The 18,908-nt window shown below is 74.4% G+C and carries 15 protein-coding genes and 1 pseudogene; 8 read left to right on the top strand and 8 right to left on the bottom strand.

From position 1 onward, the window contains the following. Positions 1–3 precede the first annotated feature (3 nt). The 3 genes from M2302_RS13300 to M2302_RS13290 all read left to right on the top strand — a co-directional run bounded on the left by M2302_RS13300 (position 4) and on the right by M2302_RS13290 (position 3,009). Positions 4–1,170: an alkaline phosphatase family protein gene (locus M2302_RS13300; protein WP_280838209.1), complete on the top strand. Its 1,167-nt coding sequence runs from the start codon at positions 4–6 to the stop codon at positions 1,168–1,170. 38 nt (positions 1,171–1,208) lie between these two features. Continuing rightward, a complete protein-coding gene (locus tag M2302_RS13295; RefSeq protein WP_280838208.1) occupies positions 1,209–2,495 on the top strand; it encodes a DNA polymerase IV in 1,287 nt (428 codons plus the stop codon). 115 nt (positions 2,496–2,610) lie between these two features. Then, positions 2,611–3,009, top strand: a complete 399-nt coding sequence (locus tag M2302_RS13290) for a DUF3040 domain-containing protein (RefSeq protein WP_088961106.1) — start codon at positions 2,611–2,613, stop codon at positions 3,007–3,009. A gap of 414 nt (positions 3,010–3,423) precedes the next feature. On the opposite strand, the gene M2302_RS13285 is transcribed toward M2302_RS13290, so the two are convergent. Genes M2302_RS13285 through M2302_RS13275 form a run of 3 tightly spaced genes read right to left on the bottom strand, consistent with a single transcriptional unit; the run spans position 3,424 to position 8,291 of the window. Beyond that, positions 3,424–5,919, bottom strand: a complete 2,496-nt coding sequence (locus M2302_RS13285; protein WP_280838207.1) for a DUF3488 and transglutaminase-like domain-containing protein — start codon at positions 5,917–5,919, stop codon at positions 3,424–3,426. 16 nt (positions 5,920–5,935) lie between these two features. Then, positions 5,936–7,234 carry a DUF58 domain-containing protein gene (locus M2302_RS13280; RefSeq protein ID WP_280838206.1) on the bottom strand — a complete coding sequence of 433 codons (1,299 nt, stop codon included), beginning with the start codon at positions 7,232–7,234 and terminating at the stop codon, positions 5,936–5,938. Between the two features lies 1 nt (position 7,235). Continuing rightward, entirely contained in the window at positions 7,236–8,291 is a 1,056-nt protein-coding gene (locus M2302_RS13275; protein WP_088961109.1) for a MoxR family ATPase, read from the bottom strand. Positions 8,292–8,866: 575 nt separating this feature from the next. On the opposite strand from M2302_RS13275, the gene leuS reads away from it, so the two are divergent. Then, positions 8,867–11,707 (top strand): leucine--tRNA ligase, encoded by a 2,841-nt coding sequence (gene leuS, locus M2302_RS13270; RefSeq protein ID WP_280838205.1) that lies wholly within the window; start codon positions 8,867–8,869, stop codon positions 11,705–11,707. A gap of 111 nt (positions 11,708–11,818) precedes the next feature. On the opposite strand, the gene M2302_RS13265 is transcribed toward leuS, so the two are convergent. Further along, positions 11,819–12,394 (bottom strand): ABC transporter permease, encoded by a 576-nt coding sequence (locus tag M2302_RS13265; protein WP_280838204.1) that lies wholly within the window; start codon positions 12,392–12,394, stop codon positions 11,819–11,821. Between the two features lie 23 nt (positions 12,395–12,417). On the opposite strand from M2302_RS13265, the pseudogene M2302_RS13260 reads away from it, so the two are divergent. Then, positions 12,418–12,912, top strand: a pseudogene (locus tag M2302_RS13260) (response regulator transcription factor); the annotation flags it as partial. A 293-nt stretch (positions 12,913–13,205) separates the two neighbouring features. Here the strand turns inward: M2302_RS13260 and M2302_RS13255 are convergent. The 4 genes from M2302_RS13255 to M2302_RS13240 are packed head-to-tail and all read right to left on the bottom strand — an operon-like array spanning position 13,206 to position 16,207. Beyond that, positions 13,206–13,559: a hypothetical protein gene (locus M2302_RS13255; RefSeq protein ID WP_280838203.1), complete on the bottom strand. Its 354-nt coding sequence runs from the start codon at positions 13,557–13,559 to the stop codon at positions 13,206–13,208. Beyond that, entirely contained in the window at positions 13,556–14,251 is a 696-nt protein-coding gene (locus M2302_RS13250; RefSeq protein WP_280838202.1) for a VTT domain-containing protein, read from the bottom strand. The genes M2302_RS13255 and M2302_RS13250 overlap by 4 nt, the downstream gene beginning before the upstream one ends. Beyond that, positions 14,248–14,970: a glutamine amidotransferase gene (locus M2302_RS13245; protein WP_280838201.1), complete on the bottom strand. Its 723-nt coding sequence runs from the start codon at positions 14,968–14,970 to the stop codon at positions 14,248–14,250. Before M2302_RS13245 ends, M2302_RS13250 begins: the two co-directional genes overlap by 4 nt. Continuing rightward, positions 14,960–16,207: a MurT ligase domain-containing protein gene (locus M2302_RS13240; protein ID WP_280838264.1), complete on the bottom strand. Its 1,248-nt coding sequence runs from the start codon at positions 16,205–16,207 to the stop codon at positions 14,960–14,962. The genes M2302_RS13245 and M2302_RS13240 overlap by 11 nt, the downstream gene beginning before the upstream one ends. 357 nt (positions 16,208–16,564) lie before the next feature. On the opposite strand from M2302_RS13240, the gene mraZ reads away from it, so the two are divergent. The 3 genes from mraZ (at position 16,565) to M2302_RS13225 (ending at position 18,908) form a co-directional block, all read left to right on the top strand. After that, positions 16,565–16,996: a division/cell wall cluster transcriptional repressor MraZ gene (mraZ, locus tag M2302_RS13235; protein ID WP_088961118.1), complete on the top strand. Its 432-nt coding sequence runs from the start codon at positions 16,565–16,567 to the stop codon at positions 16,994–16,996. Between the two features lie 212 nt (positions 16,997–17,208). Continuing rightward, positions 17,209–18,321 (top strand): 16S rRNA (cytosine(1402)-N(4))-methyltransferase RsmH, encoded by a 1,113-nt coding sequence (rsmH, locus tag M2302_RS13230; protein ID WP_280838200.1) that lies wholly within the window; start codon positions 17,209–17,211, stop codon positions 18,319–18,321. After that, positions 18,318–18,908, top strand: coding sequence for a hypothetical protein (locus M2302_RS13225; protein WP_280838199.1), 591 nt, complete (start codon positions 18,318–18,320; stop codon positions 18,906–18,908). The genes rsmH and M2302_RS13225 overlap by 4 nt, the downstream gene beginning before the upstream one ends.

Genomic DNA, 18,908 nt, shown 5'->3' with positions numbered 1-18,908 from the left:
GGTATGACCCCCGCCGCACCGCCCGATCCGCTGGACGTCGTGGCGCCCCGCTACGGCGGCGGCAGCCTCGCCGACGTGGTGCCCAGCGCGCTGGCGGTGCTCGGCGTGCCCGGCGCGGTCGACCTGCTCGGGCTCACCCCCCGGCTGGCCGGGGTGCGGCGGATCGCCGTGCTCCTGGTCGACGGGCTCGGCTGGTACCAGATCCCGACGGCCGCGCCGTACGCGCCGACCCTGGCCGGGCTCGCCGCCACCGTCGGTCGGCCGCTGACCTCGGGTTTTCCCTCCACCACCCCGACCAGCCTGGTGAGCTTCGGCGCGGGCGTCGCGCCCGGGCCGCACGGGGTGCTCGGCTTCACCGTCCGGGTGCCCGGCACCGACCGGGTGCTCAACCACATCGAGTGGGCCGGCGACCCGGAGCCGCTGACCTGGCAGCCGGTCCGTACCCAGTGGGAGCGGGCCCGGGCGGCCGGTGTCGCGGTGACCGTGGTCAGCCGCCCGGAGTTCGCCGGCAGCGGGTTGACCCTGGCCGCCAACCGGGGCGGCGACTACCGGGGCGCCGCCGGGGTGGACGCCCTGGCGGCGACGATGCTCGCCGCGCTCGCCGCCGGCCCCGGGCCGACCCTGGTCTCCGGCTACCACCCCGACCTGGACCGCCACGGTCACCTCGCCGGCGTCGACTCCGCGCCCTGGCGGATCGCCGCCGCCGAGGTGGACGCGCTGCTCGCCCGGCTCGTCGACGGGCTGCCGCCGGACGCCGCGCTGCTGGTCACCGCCGACCACGGGCAGCTCGACGTGCCCGCCGCGCACCGCTTCGACCTGGACACCGATTCCCGGCTGCGGGCCGGGGTGCGGGTCGTCGCCGGGGAGCCGCGGGTGCGCTACCTGCACGTCGAGCCGAGCGCCGTGGACGACGTGGTGGCCGCCTGGTCGGCGGTGCTCGGCCCGGCCGCCCGGGTGGAGACCCGGGCGGAGGCGGTGGCCGCCGGGCGGTTCGGCCCGGTGCCGGAGGAGCACCTGCGGCGCATCGGCGACGTCGTGGTGACCTGCCACGGCACGTACGCCGTGCTGGCCAGCCGCTCGGAGCCGCCCGCGGTGTCCCGGCTGGTGGCGTACCACGGGGCGGACACGGCGGCGGAGCTGACCATCCCGCTGCTGGTGGTGCGGGGCTGACCGGTCGGGCTGTCGTACCGGCGGGCTAACCTGCGGGAATGGGTCGGAGCCAGTCGTTCGCGCGCGGGCATGATCCGCGCCCCGGGTCGGGCGGCGGTGACCCCCGCTTCGGGCCGGACGCCGACGACTCCGGCAGCCCGATCCTGCACGTCGACATGGACGCCTTCTTCGCCTCGGTGGAGGTGCGTCGCCGCCCCGAGCTGCGCGGCCGGCCCGTGGTGGTCGGCGGCGTCGGGCCGCGCGGCGTGGTCAGCTCCGCCAGCTACGAGGCCCGGCGGTACGGCGTCCGCAGCGCCATGCCCACCATGCGCGCCCGGGCGCTCTGCCCGCACGCGGTCTACCTCCCGCCCGACTTCGCGCAGTACACCGCCGCCTCCCGGGCGGTCATGCAGATCTTCCGGGACGTCACCCCGCTGGTCGAGCCGCTCTCCCTGGACGAGGCGTTCCTCGACGTGGCCGGCGCCCGGCGGCTGTTCGGGCCGCCGGCCGAGATCGCCCGCCGGATCCGCGAACGGGTGGCGGCCGAGCAGGAGCTGACCTGTTCCGTCGGGGTGGCCCCGACCAAGTTCGTGGCCAAGCTCGGCTCCACCCGGGCCAAGCCGGACGGCCTGCTCGTGGTGCCGGCCGACCGGGTGCTGGAGTTCCTGCACCCACTGCCGGTCGGCGCGCTCTGGGGGGTGGGGGAGCGCTCCGCCGAGACGCTGCGTCGGCTGGGCCTGAACACCATCGGCGACCTGGCCGAGGCGCCGTACGGCATGCTCCGCAAGGCGGTCGGCGAGGCGTCCGCCAGCCATCTGCACGAGTTGGCCTCGGGGCGCGACCCGCGCACGGTCAGCCCCGAGCACGTGGAGAAGTCGATCGGCGCCGAGACGACCTTCGACGCCGACGTCGCCGACCCGCTGGAGATCCGCCGTACCCTGCTCGCCCTCAGCGACAAGGTCGGCGCCCGAATGCGTCGGGCCGGGCAGGTCGGCCGGACGGTGTCGCTCAAGGTGCGGCTGGCCGACTTCCGCACGGTCAACCGGTCCCGCACCCTCGGCGTGCCCACCGACACCGCCCGGGAGATCTTCGACACCGCCTGGGCGCTCTACACCGTTCTCGACCCCGCCGAGCGCGTCCGCCTGGTCGGCGTCCGGGTGGAGGGGCTGGCCGGGGTGACGGAGACGCCACAGCAGCTGACCCTCGGCGCGCCCGAGCGCGGCTGGCGGGAGGCGGAAGCTGCCGCCGACGCCGCGGCTGCCCGTTTCGGGCGGTCCGTCATAGGTCCGGCCAGTCTGCTCGGCAAGCGTGATACCCGTAGAAGCGAAAATCCGACCCGGCCGTAGGTCGTCCCGCTTTCCGACGCGCGAGCCCCCTCGTAGACTTGACGGCAAGCAGCCGGTTGGCTGCCACGGTCTGTCGGCCCGACCGGGCCGACCAACGTGACCGGGGAGGAGTGCCGTGCCGCTCTCGGAGCACGAGCAGCGGCTGTTCGAGCAGATCGAGCGGTCGCTTGCCGAGGACCCCAAATTCGCCTCGGCCGTGCGCGCCAGCGACCCGCGTTTCCACGCGCGGCGTCGCCTGCTCGTCGCTGCCGGCGTGGTCGTTGTCGGCCTGGCCCTGTTGGTCTACGGCGCGGTGATCAAGACTCCGCCGCTGGCAGTGGCGGGCTTCGTCGTCATGCTGGCCGCGCTGGGCTACGCGGTGCAGTCGCATCGCCGGTCGCAGTCACCCGACCTGCACGTGGTGGGTGGCACGACGAGTCGCCGTCGTCCGCGCGGGCGCGCGGGTGGTCGACGGCCGTCGCTGCTGGACCGCATGGAGGACCGGTGGCGGCAGCGCCCGGAGGGACATCGCTGAACGCTCACCGCCCCTGAGGCGGGTGGGCGTCGCCACGACGGTGGGTGCCGGACGCGGTCCGGCCACCTCCGTCGTTTCCGCACGTCCGACCCCGATCCGGAGCCGACCCCCCGGGCCTGGCGGCTCGCTGGCCCGCTGGCCTGCTGGTCTGGACGCGCCGGCCGCGCCGCCCGTCTGGTCCGGGGCGGGCCGGGGTGCCCCTTCGTCTCACCGAGGCAACCGGTCGTGATCGACTCGGTGTCGGCGTCGTGGCGGGGTCCGGAGGCGCGGAATGCCACCATGTCGGCGATATTGCGTGCCGCCGCAGACGGCGGCCGGCCCGTCGGTGCCGCCCGGTCCCCCGGCGGCGCCCGGGACGCCGAGACGTGCTCGGGGCCGGGGCGGCCCCGAGCACGTGGCCGGGTGAGGGCCGGGTCAGGCCCGGCGGGTGGCGCGGTCGGCGAGCAGCCGGCGCGGGTTCCAGCGCAGCAACCGTGAGCGGGTCCGCCCGCCGCTGGCCACCAGCCGGGAGGACGAGTCCGCCACCGTCAGCCGCCAGCGCAGCAGCACCGACGGCGGCAGCACGGTCGCCAGGAACCGGGTGCGCCGGTCCGACCGGGCGGCGAGGGCGCCCCGGACCGCCGTCAACGCCGGGTGCAACGGCTCGCCGGTGAGCGGGTCGCGGGCGTAACGGGCCCGCTCCTCCGCCCGGCCGAGCAGCCGTACCGCCGCCGCGGACGCGGTGTCGTCGGCGACGGCCTCGCGGGCCAGCCGCTCGGCGGTGGCCCGGGGCGTCTCGGTGCGGTCCACGCGTACCCGGTAGTCGACCAGCGTGTCCAGCAGCTCGTCCCAGGCCGCGTGCGCGTCGGCGCGGGCCCGGTCGTGGTCCGCGCCGAGCACGACCATGCCGGGCGCGTCGGCGGCCGCCCCGCCCGCCCCGTCCGGGCCGCCGGTGCCGGCGACGGCGGCGACCGCCCGGGCTGGCCGGCCGTGCCGGCGACGCCGCAGCGCCATCCGCCGCAGGGCCGGCAGACAGAGCAGGGCGATCAGCGCCAGCACGGCACCTGCCGTCCACCAGGGCCAGTTCGGCGCGCGCCGGGTCGGGGCGCCGCCGGCCGCGTCGAAGCCGGCGTCGGTGTCCCGGTCGGCGGCGTCCTCCCGGTCCGGCCCGGCCGTGGCGGCCGGGTCCTCGGGGGAGGCGCCGGGCGCGGTGGTCTCCGAGGGTTCCGGGTCCGGGGCGTCACTGTCCGGGGCCCAGGCCGAGCGGTTCGCGCCCTGCACCGCGTACGCCGGGGTCGCGTCGAACGGAACCCAGCCCAGCTGGTCGAAGTAGACCTCCGTCCAGGCGTGCAGGTTGCGGTTGGTCAGCACGTACGCGTCGTCGCCGGCGCTGGCGCCGTTGGTGAAGCCGAACGCCACCCGGGCCGGGATGCCGGCGGAGCGCACCAGCCAGGCCATCGCCGCCGCGTACTGCTGGCAGTAGCCGACCTTGCTGGTGAGGAAGTCGACGATCTCCTCGCCGCTGGTGCCACCCTTGGTGCTCAGCGAGTAGCTGAAGCCGTTCTCCCGGGAGAAGTAGTCGTAGATCGCCCGGACCTTGTCGTAGTCGTTCCGCTTCCCCTCGACCAGCCGGGACACCAGCAGGTCGACCTGCTGCACCGCCGGTCGCCGGGTCTGCTGGACGGCGATCGGGTGCTCGGCGGGCAGGGAGCGGGCCCGGCGCAGCGCCGCCGGGGTGAACGTCGAGCGGACGTATTCGAAGGAGTAGCGCTTGCCCCGGGAGTTGTCCTGGTTGGAGAAGACCACCCCGAGGTTCGAGTCGTAGAGCCAGTTGCGGCTGAGCCCGTCGACGTTCACCGGGTCGGCGTACACCGGCATGAACGGCATCTCCAGGTTGCGGGTGACCTCGACCGTGGCCCGGTACCGCTGCTGCTCGGCACCCTGGCGGGCCGGTGGGGCGGGCAGGTCCCGGTCCACCCGCCGGCCGTTGGGCGGGCGCACCCGGAAGCCGTCCGGCCGCAGCTCGTCGGCGACGCCGAAGCGCAGGTAGAAGGGGCTCGGCTCGGTGGTGGTGACCTTGACCATCTCGGCCACCTCGCTCTGGTTGAGCTGGCCGCTGAGCGCGGCGAACAGGTCGATCCGGCCGGGGCTGCCGCCCTGGCCGGGCCGCCCGTTGCCGGTGCCGTTGCCGTTCGAGTTGACCTGGTCGAGCAGCCCTCCGGTCATCCCGGGCACGGCCAGTGGGAGCACCACGGCCAGCGCCACGCCCACCACCGCCAGCCGGCGGCCGGCCGCGGCCAGCGGGGAGGACTCCCAGACGTCAACGTCGCGTCCCTCGCCGGTGAACCGGCGGCCGAACCGGCGTACCCGGTCGACGTTGTCGGTGACCAGCAGCCACAGGTAGCCGGAGGCGCCGACCACGAACGGCAGCGCGGGCACGCTGTCCACGTAGACCGCCACCGGCACCGAGTAGATGGCCAGCATCGGCAGGCCGGCCAGCGCCGGACGGCGCAGCCCCACCGCGAGCACGTCCACCATGATCGCCACCGAGCCCACCCCGAGCACGGTGACGAACAGCAGCGGGGTGGTGTCCGGCACCTCGACGCCGTACGAGCGCATGTCCTGGAAAGAGCCCTGCAACAGCTCGCCGAAGTGGGCCAGGGTGGCCGGCGTGGGCAGGAACGCGACCAGCTCGGTGCCGCCCGGGAAGAGCCAGGTCAGGGCGAGCAGCAGGCCGGCCAGCATGCCCAGCACCTGGCCCCACAGGGGAGCCCGGACCAGTCGGGTCAGCGCGGCCACCCCGGCGACCACGGCCACCGCGATGGCGGCCTCGATCAGCCAGGTCCAGCGCTGGAAGATCGAAGACAGCGGCGCCGCGGCGAGCAGAGTCGCCGCGGCGGCCACGAAGCCGAGGTTCCGGGACGCGATCACGACGTCACCCTTTCCGTCATCGGACGCCGCCGGCGACCGTCTCGGCGAGCGCCGCGCGCAACGCGAAGCCCTGCGAGCCCCGGGCGGCCTGCGGCCAGAGCGCCGGCAGCCGGCCGCCGTGGTCCACCCCGATCACCCGCCAGCCGCCCTGGAGCAGGGCGAGCGCGGCCGCGCCGTGCGCCCGTTCCGACTCGGCGCGGGCCTTCTCGGGCAGGTTGAGCCAGGTGGAGCTGTCCAACAGGAAGGCGACGCAGGTCGCCCCGTTGCCGCGCAGCCCGGCCAGCAGCTCGGCCTCGGCGGTGCTCACCGCACCGAGCAGGGCGATGATCAGGCCGCCGTCGGAGCGTTGCCGGACCCGCTGCACCAGGGTGGCGACCTCGCCGCGCTGGTCGAGGCGGACGTCCGCCAGGTGGTCCAGGAGCAGGCCGTCCCCGGCGGCCTCGGTGGCGTCCACGTCCGCACCGGAGCCGGTGACGAGCCGCAGCTTGTAACCGGACTGGCGCAGGTGCACCGCGATGCTCGCGGCGGCGGAGACCGCCCACTCGAAGCTGGCGGTCGGGCCGTCGCCGCGGTGGCCGAACGCCCGGGTGTCCAGCACGACGGTGGCCCGGCTCTCCCAGGGCTGCTCCTCGCGGCGCACCATCAGCTCACCGGTGCGGGCGGTCGACTTCCAGTGCACCCGGCGCAGGTCGTCGCCGACCCGGTACTCCCGGGTGGCGGCGTCGTCCTCGCCGTGCACCGCCACCGACCGGGCCCGGCTGTCGCCGCTGCCGGCGTACTCGCCGGGGAGGCGCACCGTCGGCAGCGGGGTGACCTGGGGGATCACGGTCAGGTGGTCGGTGCTGGGGAAGGCCCGGGTCAGCTCGCAGAGCCCGAACGGGTCGGTCAGCCGGACCACCAGCGGGCCCACCTCGTACCGGCCGCGCACGTCGGCGCGGACCGTGTACGCGACCGAGCTGGCCTGGTGCGCGCCGAGCCGCTCCAGCACCACCCGGGGCCGGCTGCCCAGCGCGTACGGCAGCCGGTCCTCCAGCAGCAGGGTGCCGGTGGGCAGGCGGGACATGTTCTGCAGGCGCAGCACCACCCGGGAGCTCGCCCCGACCGGCACCCGGTGCGGCTCCAGCGACCTGTTGCAGGCCAGCTTGTAGCGGCTGCGCCCGACGTAGAGCGCGGCGAGCAGCGGCAGGACGGCGAGCAGCACGGCCACCCGCAGCAGGTCCTTCTCGCCGAGGAGGCCGGCGGAGACCGCCGCCGCGATCGCGGCCGCCAGGAACGAGCGGCCGCGGGCGGTCAGGCCGCGCAGCCCGTCGCGCACCTCAGGGCCTCCGCGGCTCGTACGGCCCGCGGCCGTTGCCCGCGGCGGGCCGCGGCGTGTCGTACGGGGTGCGCTTGCGCTCCTGCGGCAGCGCCAGCCGGTGCACCAGCTCCGAGACGATCGCGTCGGTGGTGCGCCGGGCCAGCTGGGCGTCGGCGGTCGGGATGATCCGGTGCGCCAGCACCGGCACCGCCAGCGCCTGCAGGTCGTCGGGGAGCACGTAGTCCCGACCCTCCAGCGCGGCGACCGCGCGGGCGGTCCGCAGCAGCTGGAGCGTGGCCCGGGGGGAGGCGCCGAGGCGCAGGTCGGGGGCCTCGCGGGTGGCGGTGACCAGGTCCACCGCGTACTGCTTGACCGCGTCCGCGACGTGCACCTGCCGGACCGTGGCGATCAGCTGGCGCACCGTCGCGGCGTCGGAGACCGGGCGCAGCTCCTGCAGCGGGTCGGTGGCGCCGTGGCCGTCCAGCATGGCCAGCTCGGCGCCGGGGTCCGGGTAGCCCATGGCGATCCGGGCGGTGAACCGGTCGCGCTGGGCCTCCGGCAGGGGGTACGTCCCCTCCATCTCGATCGGGTTCTGGGTGGCGATCACCATGAACGGCGTCTGGAGCTGGTAGGTGACCCCGTCGACGGTGACCTGCCGCTCCTCCATGCACTCGAGCAGCGCGGACTGGGTCTTCGGCGAGGCCCGGTTGATCTCGTCGCCGACCACCAGGTTGGCGAAGACGGCGCCCGGCCGGAACTCGAAGTCGTGCGTCTCCTGGTTGTAGACGCTGACCCCGGTGACGTCGCTGGGCAGCAGGTCGGGGGTGAACTGGATGCGCCGGACCGAGCAGTCGATCGAGCGGGCGAGGGCCTTGGCCAGCTTGGTCTTGCCGACACCCGGCACGTCCTCGATCAGGAGGTGTCCCTCGGCGAGCAGGACGGCCAGGGCGAGGCGCACGGTCGCGGTCTTGCCTTCGATGACCTGCTCGATGTTGGCCACGATGGCTTCGCTGGCGGCGCGGAACTGGTCGTGCGGCAGCAGGCCGCCCACCTCGTCCCAGGTCTGTTGTGTCACGGGCCTCCTCCTCGTCGCCGGAACGGCAGCTCTGTATAGAGCACCTGGACCCGCCGTTGGGTTCGCGACGCCGAGCCACGTCTGCCGCAGAAATCTCACTGGTTCTCAGGCTAACCATGTTTCTCGTTGTCGCCGACCCCCGCAGGTAGACGGTCGGTTACGCCCCGAATATCCACCGCAACGGGGGACCTGACGGTCGCTGTCGGTGCCCACCATGATCACGATGGGCACCGGCGCGGGCCCCGGCGGGGGTGGCCCCGGCCGGCCCGGCGCCGACCCCGCAGTGGCGGGCCACCCGTACGCCCGGGGGCGAGGTACACTGCCGGACATGGCCGGAGTCTTCCTGCTTCTTACCGGGCCGTGCTGATGCGCTGACGCGCGACAGCACGGCGGCCCCTCCTGCGCGAGGGGCTTTTTTGTGCCCTCCGCCGGCCGGCGTGTGCCCCGGGCCCGCCCGGGCGGGCCGCACCGAGAGCGGATCCACTCCCCATACCGACCCATGACCACGCCGAGCGAGGTCAGCACCCAGCCCGGCCGCGCACGGCCGGCGGCGACGAGCGAAGCGAGGAGACGCCATGAGTGAGGCAGCCGCACCGGCGGGCGACATTCCCCCCCACCGGTACACCGCGGCCCTGGCCGACGAGATCGAGCAGCGTTGGCAGGACGTCTGGGCGCGTGAGGGCACCTTCCACGCCCCGAACCCGACCGGCCCGCTGGCCGACCCGGACCACCCCCGGGCCGGCGCGGAGAAGCTGTACGTGCTGGACATGTTCCCGTACCCGTCGGGCGCCGGCCTGCACGTCGGCCACCCGCTGGGCTACATCGGCACCGACTGCTTCGCCCGCTACCAGCGGATGGCCGGGCGCAACGTGCTGCACGCGATGGGCTTCGACGCGTTCGGGCTGCCCGCCGAGCAGTACGCGGTGCAGACCGGCACCCACCCGCGGACCACCACGGTGGCGAACATCGAGCGGTACAAGGCGCAGCTGCGCCGGCTGGGGCTGGCCCACGACGAGCGCCGCTCGGTGGCGACCATCGACACCGACTTCTACCGCTGGACCCAGTGGATCTTCCTGCAGATCTTCAACTCCTGGTACGACCCGGACGTGCGCAGGGCCCGCCCGATCGCCGAGCTGATCGCCGAATTCGAGGGCGGCAACCGCCCCACCCCGGACGGCCGGCCCTGGGCCGAGCTGACCGTGGCCGAGCGGCGGACGATCGTCGACGACCACCGGCTGGCGTACGTCTCGCAGGCCCCGGTGAACTGGTGCCCCGGGCTGGGCACCGTGCTGGCCAACGAGGAGGTCACTGCCGACGGCCGCTCCGAGCGGGGCAACTTCCCGGTCTTCAAGCGCAACCTGAAGCAGTGGATGATGCGGATCACCGCGTACGGCGACCGGCTGCTGGACGACCTGGACACCCTGGACTGGCCCGAGCCGATCAAGCTGATGCAGCGCAACTGGATCGGCCGCTCCCAGGGCGCGCACATCGACTTCCCCACCGAGCGGGAGCCGATCCGGGTGTTCACGACCCGGCCGGACACCATCTTCGGCGCCACCTACATGGTGCTGGCCCCGGAGCACGAGCTGGTCGACGCGCTGGTGCCGGCGGCCTGGCCGGCCGGGACGAAGGACGCCTGGACCGGCGGGCACGCCAACCCGCGCGCGGCCGTGGAGGCGTACCGGAAGGCGGCGGCGGCCAAGACCGACGTCGAGCGGCAGGCCGACACGAAGGAGAAGACCGGCGTCTTCGTCGGCGCGTTCGCCGTCAACCCGGTCACCGGCGGGCAGATCCCGATCTTCATCGCCGACTACGTGCTGGCCGGCTACGGCACCGGCGCGATCATGGCGGTGCCCGCGCAGGACGAGCGGGACTGGGCGTTCGCCGAGGTCTTCGAGCTGCCGATCGTGCGGACCGTGCAGCCGTCGGAGGGCTTCGACGGCAAGGCGTACACCGGGGACGGCCCGGCGATCAACAGCGCCGCGCCCGACCGCGGCCTGGACCTGAACGGCCTGGGGGTCGCCGACGCCAAGGCGGCGATCATCGAGTGGCTGGAGGCCAACGGGCACGGCGCCGGCGCGGTCACCTACCGGCTGCGCGACTGGCTGTTCTCCCGGCAGCGCTACTGGGGCGAGCCGTTCCCGATCGTGTACGACAAGACCGGAGCGGCGATCGCGCTGCCCGAGGAGATGCTGCCGGTCGAGCTGCCCGAGGTGGACGACTTCTCGCCGCGCACCTTCGACGCCGACGACGCCGACAGCAACCCGGAGACTCCGCTGTCGCGGCGGCGCGACTGGGTCGAGGTGGAGCTGGACCTGGGTGACGGCCCGAAGCGCTACACCCGCGAGACCAACGTGATGCCGCAGTGGGCCGGCTCCTGCTGGTACGAGCTGCGCTACCTGGACCCGACCAACTCCGAGCGGTTCGTCGACGCGGAGAACGAGCGGTACTGGATGGGCCCGCGCGGCGAGGGCGACTGCGGCGGCACCGACATGTACGTCGGCGGCGCCGAGCACGCCGTGCTGCACCTGCTGTACGCCCGCTTCTGGCACAAGGTGCTGTACGACCTGGGCCACGTCTCGTCGTTCGAGCCGTTCCGCAAGCTGTTCAACCAGGGCTACATCCAGGCGTACGCGTACACCGACGCCCGGGGCGCCTACGTGCCGGCCGAGGACGTGATCGAGCGCGACGGCGGCTTCTACCTGGGCGACACCCAGGTCAAGCGCGAGTACGGCAAGATGGGCAAGTCCCTGAAGAACGTCGTCACGCCCGACGAGATGTGCGCCGCGTACGGCGCCGACACGTTCCGGGTCTACGAGATGTCGATGGGTCCGCTGGAGGTGTCCCGCCCGTGGGAGACCCGGGCGGTCGTCGGGTCGTACCGGTTCCTGCAGCGGGTCTGGCGGGCGATCGTCGACGAGCAGACCGGCGCGCTGCGGGTCACCGACGCCCCGGCCGACGAGGCGACCCGACGGCTGCTGCACAAGGTCGTCGACGGGGTCCGCGGCGACATGGAGGCGATCCGGTTCAACACCGCGATCGCCAAGCTGATCGAGCTGACCAACGGGCTGACCCGGCTGTCGGAGACCCCGCGCGAGGTGGCCGAGCCGCTGGTGCTGATGCTGGCGCCGTTCGCCCCGCACGTGGCCGAGGAGCTGTGGCGGCGGATGGGGCACGAGACCTCGCTGACGTACGCGGACTTCCCGACCGCCGACCCGGCGCTGCTGGTCGCCGAGACGGTGACGTACCCGGTGCAGATCAACGGCAAGGTCCGGGGCCGGGTCGAGGTCCCCGCCGACGCGTCCGAGGAGACCGTCCGCGCGGCGGCCCTGGAGGCGGTCGCCGGCCCGCTGGCCGGCAAGGAACCCCGCAAGGTCATCGTCGTCAAGGGCCGCATGGTCTCCGTAGTCGCCTGACTCCGCCGCCCCCGGCCGGGGGCTTGCAGTTTCACGGAAAGAGTGGCTATTCCGCGCGGAATAGCCACTCTTTCCGTGAAAGTGGGCAGGTCTTGGGCCGGGGTGGGTGGGTCAGGGGTCGCGGTGGTGGAGGGCGATGAGGGTGGCCAGGGTGGCGGTCAGGGACCAGGCGGCGAAGACGGTCCAGGAGGTGGAAATCGTGGCCACCCAGCCGTCGTAGTTCGGGAACGGGACGATCTCCACCAGCCGTTCCCAGGCGGGGACCGGCTGCGCGTGGTTGACGGCGGCGGTCCACCGGTGGCGCGTGTCGAACGCCAGCGGCAGCAGGAGCAGCACCGCCGTGGTGGTGACGATCGCCGGAGCGGTGTGCCGGACGAGGGCGCCGATGCCCAGCCCGGCCAGCGCGCAGACCGGCACCAGCAGCGCCGACGCGACCACCGCGCGCAGCGCGCCGGGATCGGAGATCGACGCGCCGGCGTGCCGGTCGGCGAGGATCGCCTGGGAGAGCCAGAACGCGCCGCCCGAGGCCAGCGCGCCGACGGCCGTCATCACCGCCGCGAGCACCACCACCTTCGCGGCGGCCACCGCCCACCGCGCGGGTACGGCCGCGAAGGTGGTGCGGATCTGCCCGCTGGCGTACTCGCTGGCGATCATCACGGCCCCGACGCTGCCGGCGGCGAGCACCACGAACAGCCATCCCTCCTCGGGGGGACCTGCGGATGCCCGGCACGGACGGCATCCAGGCCACCCGCGCGATCACCGCGCCCGGCGGGCCGACCCGCGTCCTGGTGCTCACCACGTTCGACGACGACGAGCACGTGCACGCCGCGCTGCGGGCCGGCGCCAGTGGGTTCCTGGTCAAGGACATGGCCCTCGACGACATCCTCGCCGCGATCCGGGTGGTGGCCGCCGGGGACGCGCTGATCGCGCCCGGCGTCACCCGCCGGCTCATCGCCGAGTTCGCCCGCCGACCCGGCCCGCCGGCCCGACCGCGCGCCCTGGTCGGGGTGACCGACCGGGAACGGGAGGTCCTGACCCTGGTCGGGCGGGGGATGTCGAACGCCGAGATCGCCGGCGAGCTGGTGATCAGCGCGGCCACCGCCAAGGCGCACGTGGCCCGGCTCTTCACCAAGCTCGGCGCCCGCGACCGGGTGCACCTGGTCATCGCCGCCTACGAGGCGAGGCTGGTCCACCCGTCGGAATGACCCACCCGGCCCCGCGGCGGTCGGGCGCGGCCCAGTCCCGCAGCGGTCGGGCGCGGCCCGGTCCATCGGGAAACGCCGCCCGGAGGCCGGGACAAGAGCGGTGCGGCCCGGTCCATCGGGAAACGCCGCCCGGAAGGCCGGGGCACGGAGCGTGATGGCCGTGGTGGCGCACGCCAAGACGAGCGTGATGACTGTGGGGCATATTTATGCCGCACAGTCATCACGCTCCTCGGCCACGTGCACTTCGGGCCGCGACACGCCCGGGCCATCCACGGCCGGGGGCGCAGCGGGCTTCAGGCGTGCAGGGTCGACTCCACGGTGCGCCGGTGGGTGCGCAGCCAGTCCTGCCAGCGGCGTACCCCGTCGACCGCGCCGGCCGCGCGCAGCCGGCGCATGCCGGGCTCGTCCCGGTCCGCGCCGGCGTCGATGCCCCGCCAGGTGCCCTCGATCTGGTCGAGCATGACGGTGACCAACTCGTCCCGGGGGAGCGGTACCGGATCCGGTCCGGCGGCGGCCGCGTCGTAGCCGTCGCAGAGCAGCCGGCAGCGCCGGCCCAGCTCAGCCGGGTCGGCGCCGGCCACCTCGGCGGCCTGTCCGTCGGCGCCGGTCACGCCGGCGCGGCGCGGCGGCCGGTCCCCACCCGTCACGGTCGCGGCTCCGTCGCAGCGAGCCGGCGCTGCCGTTCGGCCCGCCACCAGCGGTGGATCAGCACGGCGCTGGCGATCAGGCCGAGGCTGGCGGGGGCGGCGGCGTACCAGTTGACCTCGCCCGGCGAGCTGACCGCCGCGCCGATCGCGGCGTAGCCGAACGCGGTCGGGGCGGAGGCGAGCACGCTGCCGGCGAGGAACGGCAGCACCCGCGCGCCGGTGGTGCCGTAGCCGTAGCTGACCAGGCCGAAGCCGGCGATGGGCAACAGCCGGACGGTGATCACCCCCAGCACGCTCTGCCGGGCGAACCAGCCGTCGAGCCGGGCCAGCCGGCCCCGGAGGTGTTCCGCGACGAACTCCCGGCCCAGCGCCCGGCCGACCGCGAAGCCGATCGCCGCGGCGAACAGGGCCGCGCCGAGCGCGTACGCGGCGCCCTCCAGGGGGCCGAAGATGGCGCCGGAGGCCAGCGTGACGAAGGTCCGGGGGACCAGCGCGACCAGCAGCACCGCCCCGGCGGCGATCGCCGCGAGCGGGGCGTACCCGCCGAGGGAGTCGGCGAGGCGCGGCAGCCGGGCGACGTCCGGCCGGGGCGCCACCAGCAGCAGCACCCCGAAGCCGGCGAGCAGGAGCAGCAGCGCGGCGAAGCGACGCCCGGACGGCTGGCGGAGCAGCCGCCGGACGGCGTGGATCATGCCCGGTCGGCGGCGGCCACCGCGGCGCGGCGCTCGGAGCGGAGCCGGTCGGCCCAGGTGTCGTCCAGCGGCGGGAGCTGGTGCACCCCGGCGGCCCAGCGCAGCAGCAGGTCGGCCAGGGCCGGGTTGCGGGCCAGCGCCGGCCCGTGCGAGTACGTGCCGAGCAGCTTGCCGCGCCAGGCGCCCTCGGTGGCGCCGTCGTTGCCGACCCCGGCGGTGACCCGGGCCAGCGGCGAGACGCCGGGGCCGAGGTGGGTGCGCCCGCCGTGGTTCTCGAACCCGGACAGCGCCGGTACGCCCAGCCGCGGGTCGATCTCGCCGGCCAGTTCGCCCACGGCCCGGGTGGGGCCACGGTCGGAGGAGAGGTCGAGCAGCTCCAGCCCGGCGCACTTGGTGCCCTTGGCGAAGAAGGAGGTGCCGAGCAGCTGGTAGCCGGCGCAGACGCCGAAGACCACCGAGCCCTGGGCGACTGCCCGGTGCAGGCCGCCGTCGGCGATCAGCCGCTGCGCTCCCAGCGCCTGCGGGCCGTCCTCGCCGCCGCCGATCAGGTAGATGTCGGCGGTGGCGGGCAGCCGCTGGTCGGAGCGGACCTCCAGCACCTCGACCGGCATCCCGCGCAGCTGCGCCCGGCGGGCCAGGATCAGCATGTTGCCCCGGTCGCCGTAGGTGGAGAGCAGGTCGGGGTAGATCCAGACGATGCGCAGGCTCTCAGTTGACACGGTCCAACTCCGCTCGGATGTCCTGGAAGGCGGTGTAGTTCGCGATGACCTCCAGCCGGCCCGGCGGGACCGCCCGGACCGCCTCGTCGAACGTCCGCACGTGCTGGAACGGCACGGCGTTGACGTCGAGCCGGACCGCCAGGTCGTACGCCCGGTCGCCGGTGATCAGCACCTGCCGGCCGCGCAGCGGGGCGAAGTCGACGTCGAAGAGCCAGGAGGTGTCCAGCCCGTCGGGGTCGCGGGCGTTGATGGAGAGCAGCGTCGGCGCAACGTCGGCCATGTCGAACGCCTCCAGCCAGCTGGCCGGGTTCTTGGCCAGCAGCAGCCGGATGTTGCGCCCGTCCCGGTCGACCTGGGCGTAGCGGCCGGCGACCGAGGTGACCGTGCCCAGCCGGGAGACCGCGTCGACGGGGCGTACCCCGAACTCGGCGGCGACGGCCAGCGCGGTGGCCGCGTTGCCGATGTTGACCTTGCCGGGGAGCTGGAGGGCCACCTTGTGCCAGGCGCCGGTGGGATCGAGGACGCCCTCGTCCTCCACGGTCCACTGCGGCTCGGGCCGGCGCAGCGGGCAGCCGGTGCACCACCACTGCTCTCCTGAGCGCTGGATGGTGGAGCCGCATTCCGGGCAGACCCAGGAGTCGTCGTGCCAGCGCTGGCCGGCGCTGAACCAGGTGACGTGCGGCGGGTTGACCCCGCGCGCCGGGTCGGCCGGCGGGGTGGCCGCCCAGACCACCATCGGGTCGTCGGCGTTGGCCACCACCCGCACGTCGGCGTGCCGGACCAGCGCCGCGCGCCAGAGCTGCGCCATCATGGCGACCTCCTTGGCCCGGTCCAGCTGGTCGCGGGAGAGGTTGAGCAGCGCCACCACGTGCGGCTCGGTGGCCTCCAGCACCTGCGCGAGGTAGTGCTCGTCGACCTCCAGCACCGCGTACGGGGTGCTGCCCGCCTTGGCCAGGGCGGAGGTGTGGCCGGTCGGCATGTTGGCGCCGAAGGAGTTGGTGGCCACCCGACCGAGCACCCCGACGGCGGCAGCGGCGAGCCGGGTGGTGGTGGTCTTGCCGTTGGTGCCGGAGACCAGCGCGATGGCGCGGCCGGCGGAGAGGTGGGCCAGCAGGTCGGGATCGATCTTCAGCCCGATCCAGCCGCCGATCACCGAGCCGTCGCCCCGGCCGGCGGCGCGCGACAGGGCCGCGGCCGTCCGGGACACGGAGCTGGCCACCTTTGCCCGCAGGGGCATCTTCGCGTCCGTCACCCGAGCGAGGTTACCGGACCCGCACGCCCACCAGATCGCCGCCGACGGCGAACCGTTCGGCCGGACCCTTCTCGGGCGTCCGGTCGCCCCGCGCTCCGCCGGTCGGAGTCGACCTATGTCGGGTAGCGGACGCGGCGCGGGGGGTGCTCCGGCCCTCCACTCCGCTCCACCCCTCCTGACGTGCGCTTTTGCCCGGCGGAGCGGCGCGCCACGCGGGCGTTTCTGGTTGCAGGTGGAGGGAAGTGGAGTAGAGTGGGGCGCGATGGTGAGGCCGGGAGGGCCCACCGGCCCGGGGGGTCAGCGGCGCCGCGAACGCCGCTAAAGGGCGAGGGGGTAGGGCCGATGTTCCTCGGCACCCACACTCCGCGCCTGGACGACAAAGGCCGGTTGATCCTTCCGGCGAAGTTCCGGGACGAGCTGGCGGGGGGTGTCGTGATCACCAAAGGGCAGGAGCGCTGCCTCTACGTCTTCCCCACGCCCGAGTTCCAGCGGATCGCCGACCAGTTGCGCGCGCAACCCATGACGCACAAGGCGGCCCGGGCCTACAGCCGGGTCTTCTTCGCCAGCGCGCACGACGAGGTCCCCGACAAGCAGGGACGGGTCACCATCCCGGCCCACCTCCGGTCGTACGCCGCGCTCGACCGGGACCTGGTGGTGATCGGGGCGAGCACCCGGGTGGAGATCTGGGACAAGGCGGCCTGGGAGACCTATCTCGCCGAGAGCGAAGACGACTTCGCCGACATCGAGGAGGGGGTGCTGCCCGGCGGCCTGTAGGGCGTGACGACGCCCGACGTACTGCGAGATCTCCAGCCGCTTTCGAGTTCCTGGCACCCCTTCCCCGGTGCCAGGCGCACGATCAGTCTCCGGGGCCGCGGCCCCGGGAGGCGAAGCGGGAGCGGATGGGGATCTGGCGGTACGACGGGACGGCGTCGTCCGACGAGCAGGGTCGCAGGACCGAACGGAACTTTCAACCAGTGGGGGTCGACATGGGGGAGCTACGCGGCACGCACGTGCCGGTGCTGCTCGAGAGGTGTCTCGAGTTGCTGGCCCCCGCGCTGGACCGGGGTGACCGGACGGTGCACGTCGACGCGACGCTGGGGCTGGCCGGGCACGCCGAGGCGGTGCTGGAACGGCACCCGCGGACGGTGCTGATCGGCCTGGACCGGGACACCGAGGCCCTCGCCCACGCGCGGGTCCGGCTGGCTCGCTTCGCCGACCGGATCCACCTGGTGCACGCCGTCTACGACGAGCTGCCCGAGGTGCTGGAGCAGCTCGGCTACCCGGGCATCGACGGGATCCTGTTCGACCTGGGGGTCTCCTCGTTGCAGCTGGACGCGCCCGACCGCGGGTTCGCGTACGCCCAGGACGCGCCGCTGGACATGCGGATGGACCAGACCCGGGGGGTGACCGCCGAGGAGGTGGTCAACACCTACTCGCACCCGGACCTGGCCCGGGTGCTGCGGGTCTACGGCGAGGAGAAGTTCGCCGGGCGGATCGCCTCGGCGATCCTCCGGGAGCGTGAGCGCGGCCGGATCACCTCCTCGGCCCGGCTCGCCGAGCTGGTCAGGGAGAGCATTCCGGCACCAGCCCGACGAACGGGTGGACACCCGGCCAAGAGAACGTTTCAGGCTTTACGGATCGAGGTAAACAGGGAGCTGGCAGCGCTGGAGACGGCGCTGCCGGCCGCTCTGGACAAGCTCAACGTGGGCGGCCGCATGGTGGTCCTGTCCTACCACTCGCTGGAGGACCGGCTCACCAAGCAGGCGCTCGCCGACCGGGTCCGCAGTAAGGGCCCGATCGACCTTCCGGTGGAACTTCCCGGGTCGGGCCCGACGTTCCGGCTGCTCAGCCGGGGCGCCGAGCTTCCCGGGGAGGCGGAGGTCGCCGTGAACCCGCGCGCCGCCTCGGTGCGCCTGCGGGCCGCGGAGCGACTCGACCCGGCCACCGAGCAGCAGGGGCGGACCGACCGCGAACGGTACCGCCGCCGGGTCAAGGCGATGCACCAACCGGGGACGGGGTCGACGCCGGGTTCCACAGTGGACCTTGGGTCGGCGCCGGGGGACGGCAGAGGGACGGACGAAGAGGGGGAGGGAACATGAACGTCAACAAGCGCGACGGCCGGGAGGCCGTCGGGCAGCGCGCACCGCGGTCGGGGGGCCGGACCGCGGCGCAGCGCACCACGCGCGGCGACAAGCCGGCGAACCTCGCCGGCCGGCAGGGGGAGACTCGCGCCCGGGGGGCGCGCGAGTTCCCGGTCCAGGGCAACGCCGCGCTGCGGCCGGCCGAGAAGGTCGCCGACACCACGGCCGCCCGGCCCCGGCTGCGGGTCGCTCCGCCGCCGCCGGTGCGGGTGCCGCGGGCGCCGTTCGCGGCGCTGATCGTGGTGCTGGTCGTCGGCGGGGTGCTGGGCATCCTGGCCGTCAACACGAAGATCAACGAGAACGCCTTCAAGCTCCAGCAGCTCCAGCAGCAGCAGGCCCGCCTCGACGTGGACGAGCAGCAGCTGAACAAGCAGATCGAGGAGGCCCGGGCGCCGGGCAACCTGACCGCCGAGGCGCGCAAGCTCGGCCTGGTCGAGGCCGGTGAGCCGGCCTACATCCGGCTGCCGGACGGCCGGATGATCGGCGTGCCGCAGCCCGCCGACGGGCAGCCGGCGATCACCAGCCAGCAGGGCAACGGGGGATAG

This window comes from Micromonospora sp. A200 (assembly GCF_029893845.1).
Classification (GTDB): Bacteria; Actinomycetota; Actinomycetes; order Mycobacteriales; family Micromonosporaceae; genus Micromonospora; species Micromonospora purpureochromogenes.
Note: the sequence above shows the minus strand (reverse complement) of the source record. Positions and strands in the feature narration are given on the sequence as shown.

Excerpts from the sequence above, each read along its gene's own strand:
- M2302_RS13300 (WP_280838209.1), top strand. The coding sequence starts at position 4 with ATGACCCCCGCCGCACCGCCCGATCCGCTGGACGTCGTGGCGCCCCGC.
- M2302_RS13295 (WP_280838208.1), top strand. The coding sequence starts at position 1,209 with ATGGGTCGGAGCCAGTCGTTCGCGCGCGGGCATGATCCGCGCCCCGGG.
- leuS (WP_280838205.1), top strand. The coding sequence starts at position 8,867 with ATGAGTGAGGCAGCCGCACCGGCGGGCGACATTCCCCCCCACCGGTAC.
- M2302_RS13250 (WP_280838202.1), bottom strand. The coding sequence starts at position 14,251 with ATGATCCACGCCGTCCGGCGGCTGCTCCGCCAGCCGTCCGGGCGTCGC.
- M2302_RS13240 (WP_280838264.1), bottom strand. The coding sequence starts at position 16,207 with ATGCCCCTGCGGGCAAAGGTGGCCAGCTCCGTGTCCCGGACGGCCGCG.
- mraZ (WP_088961118.1), top strand. The coding sequence starts at position 16,565 with ATGTTCCTCGGCACCCACACTCCGCGCCTGGACGACAAAGGCCGGTTG.
- rsmH (WP_280838200.1), top strand. The coding sequence starts at position 17,209 with ATGGGGGAGCTACGCGGCACGCACGTGCCGGTGCTGCTCGAGAGGTGT.
- M2302_RS13225 (WP_280838199.1), top strand. The coding sequence starts at position 18,318 with ATGAACGTCAACAAGCGCGACGGCCGGGAGGCCGTCGGGCAGCGCGCA.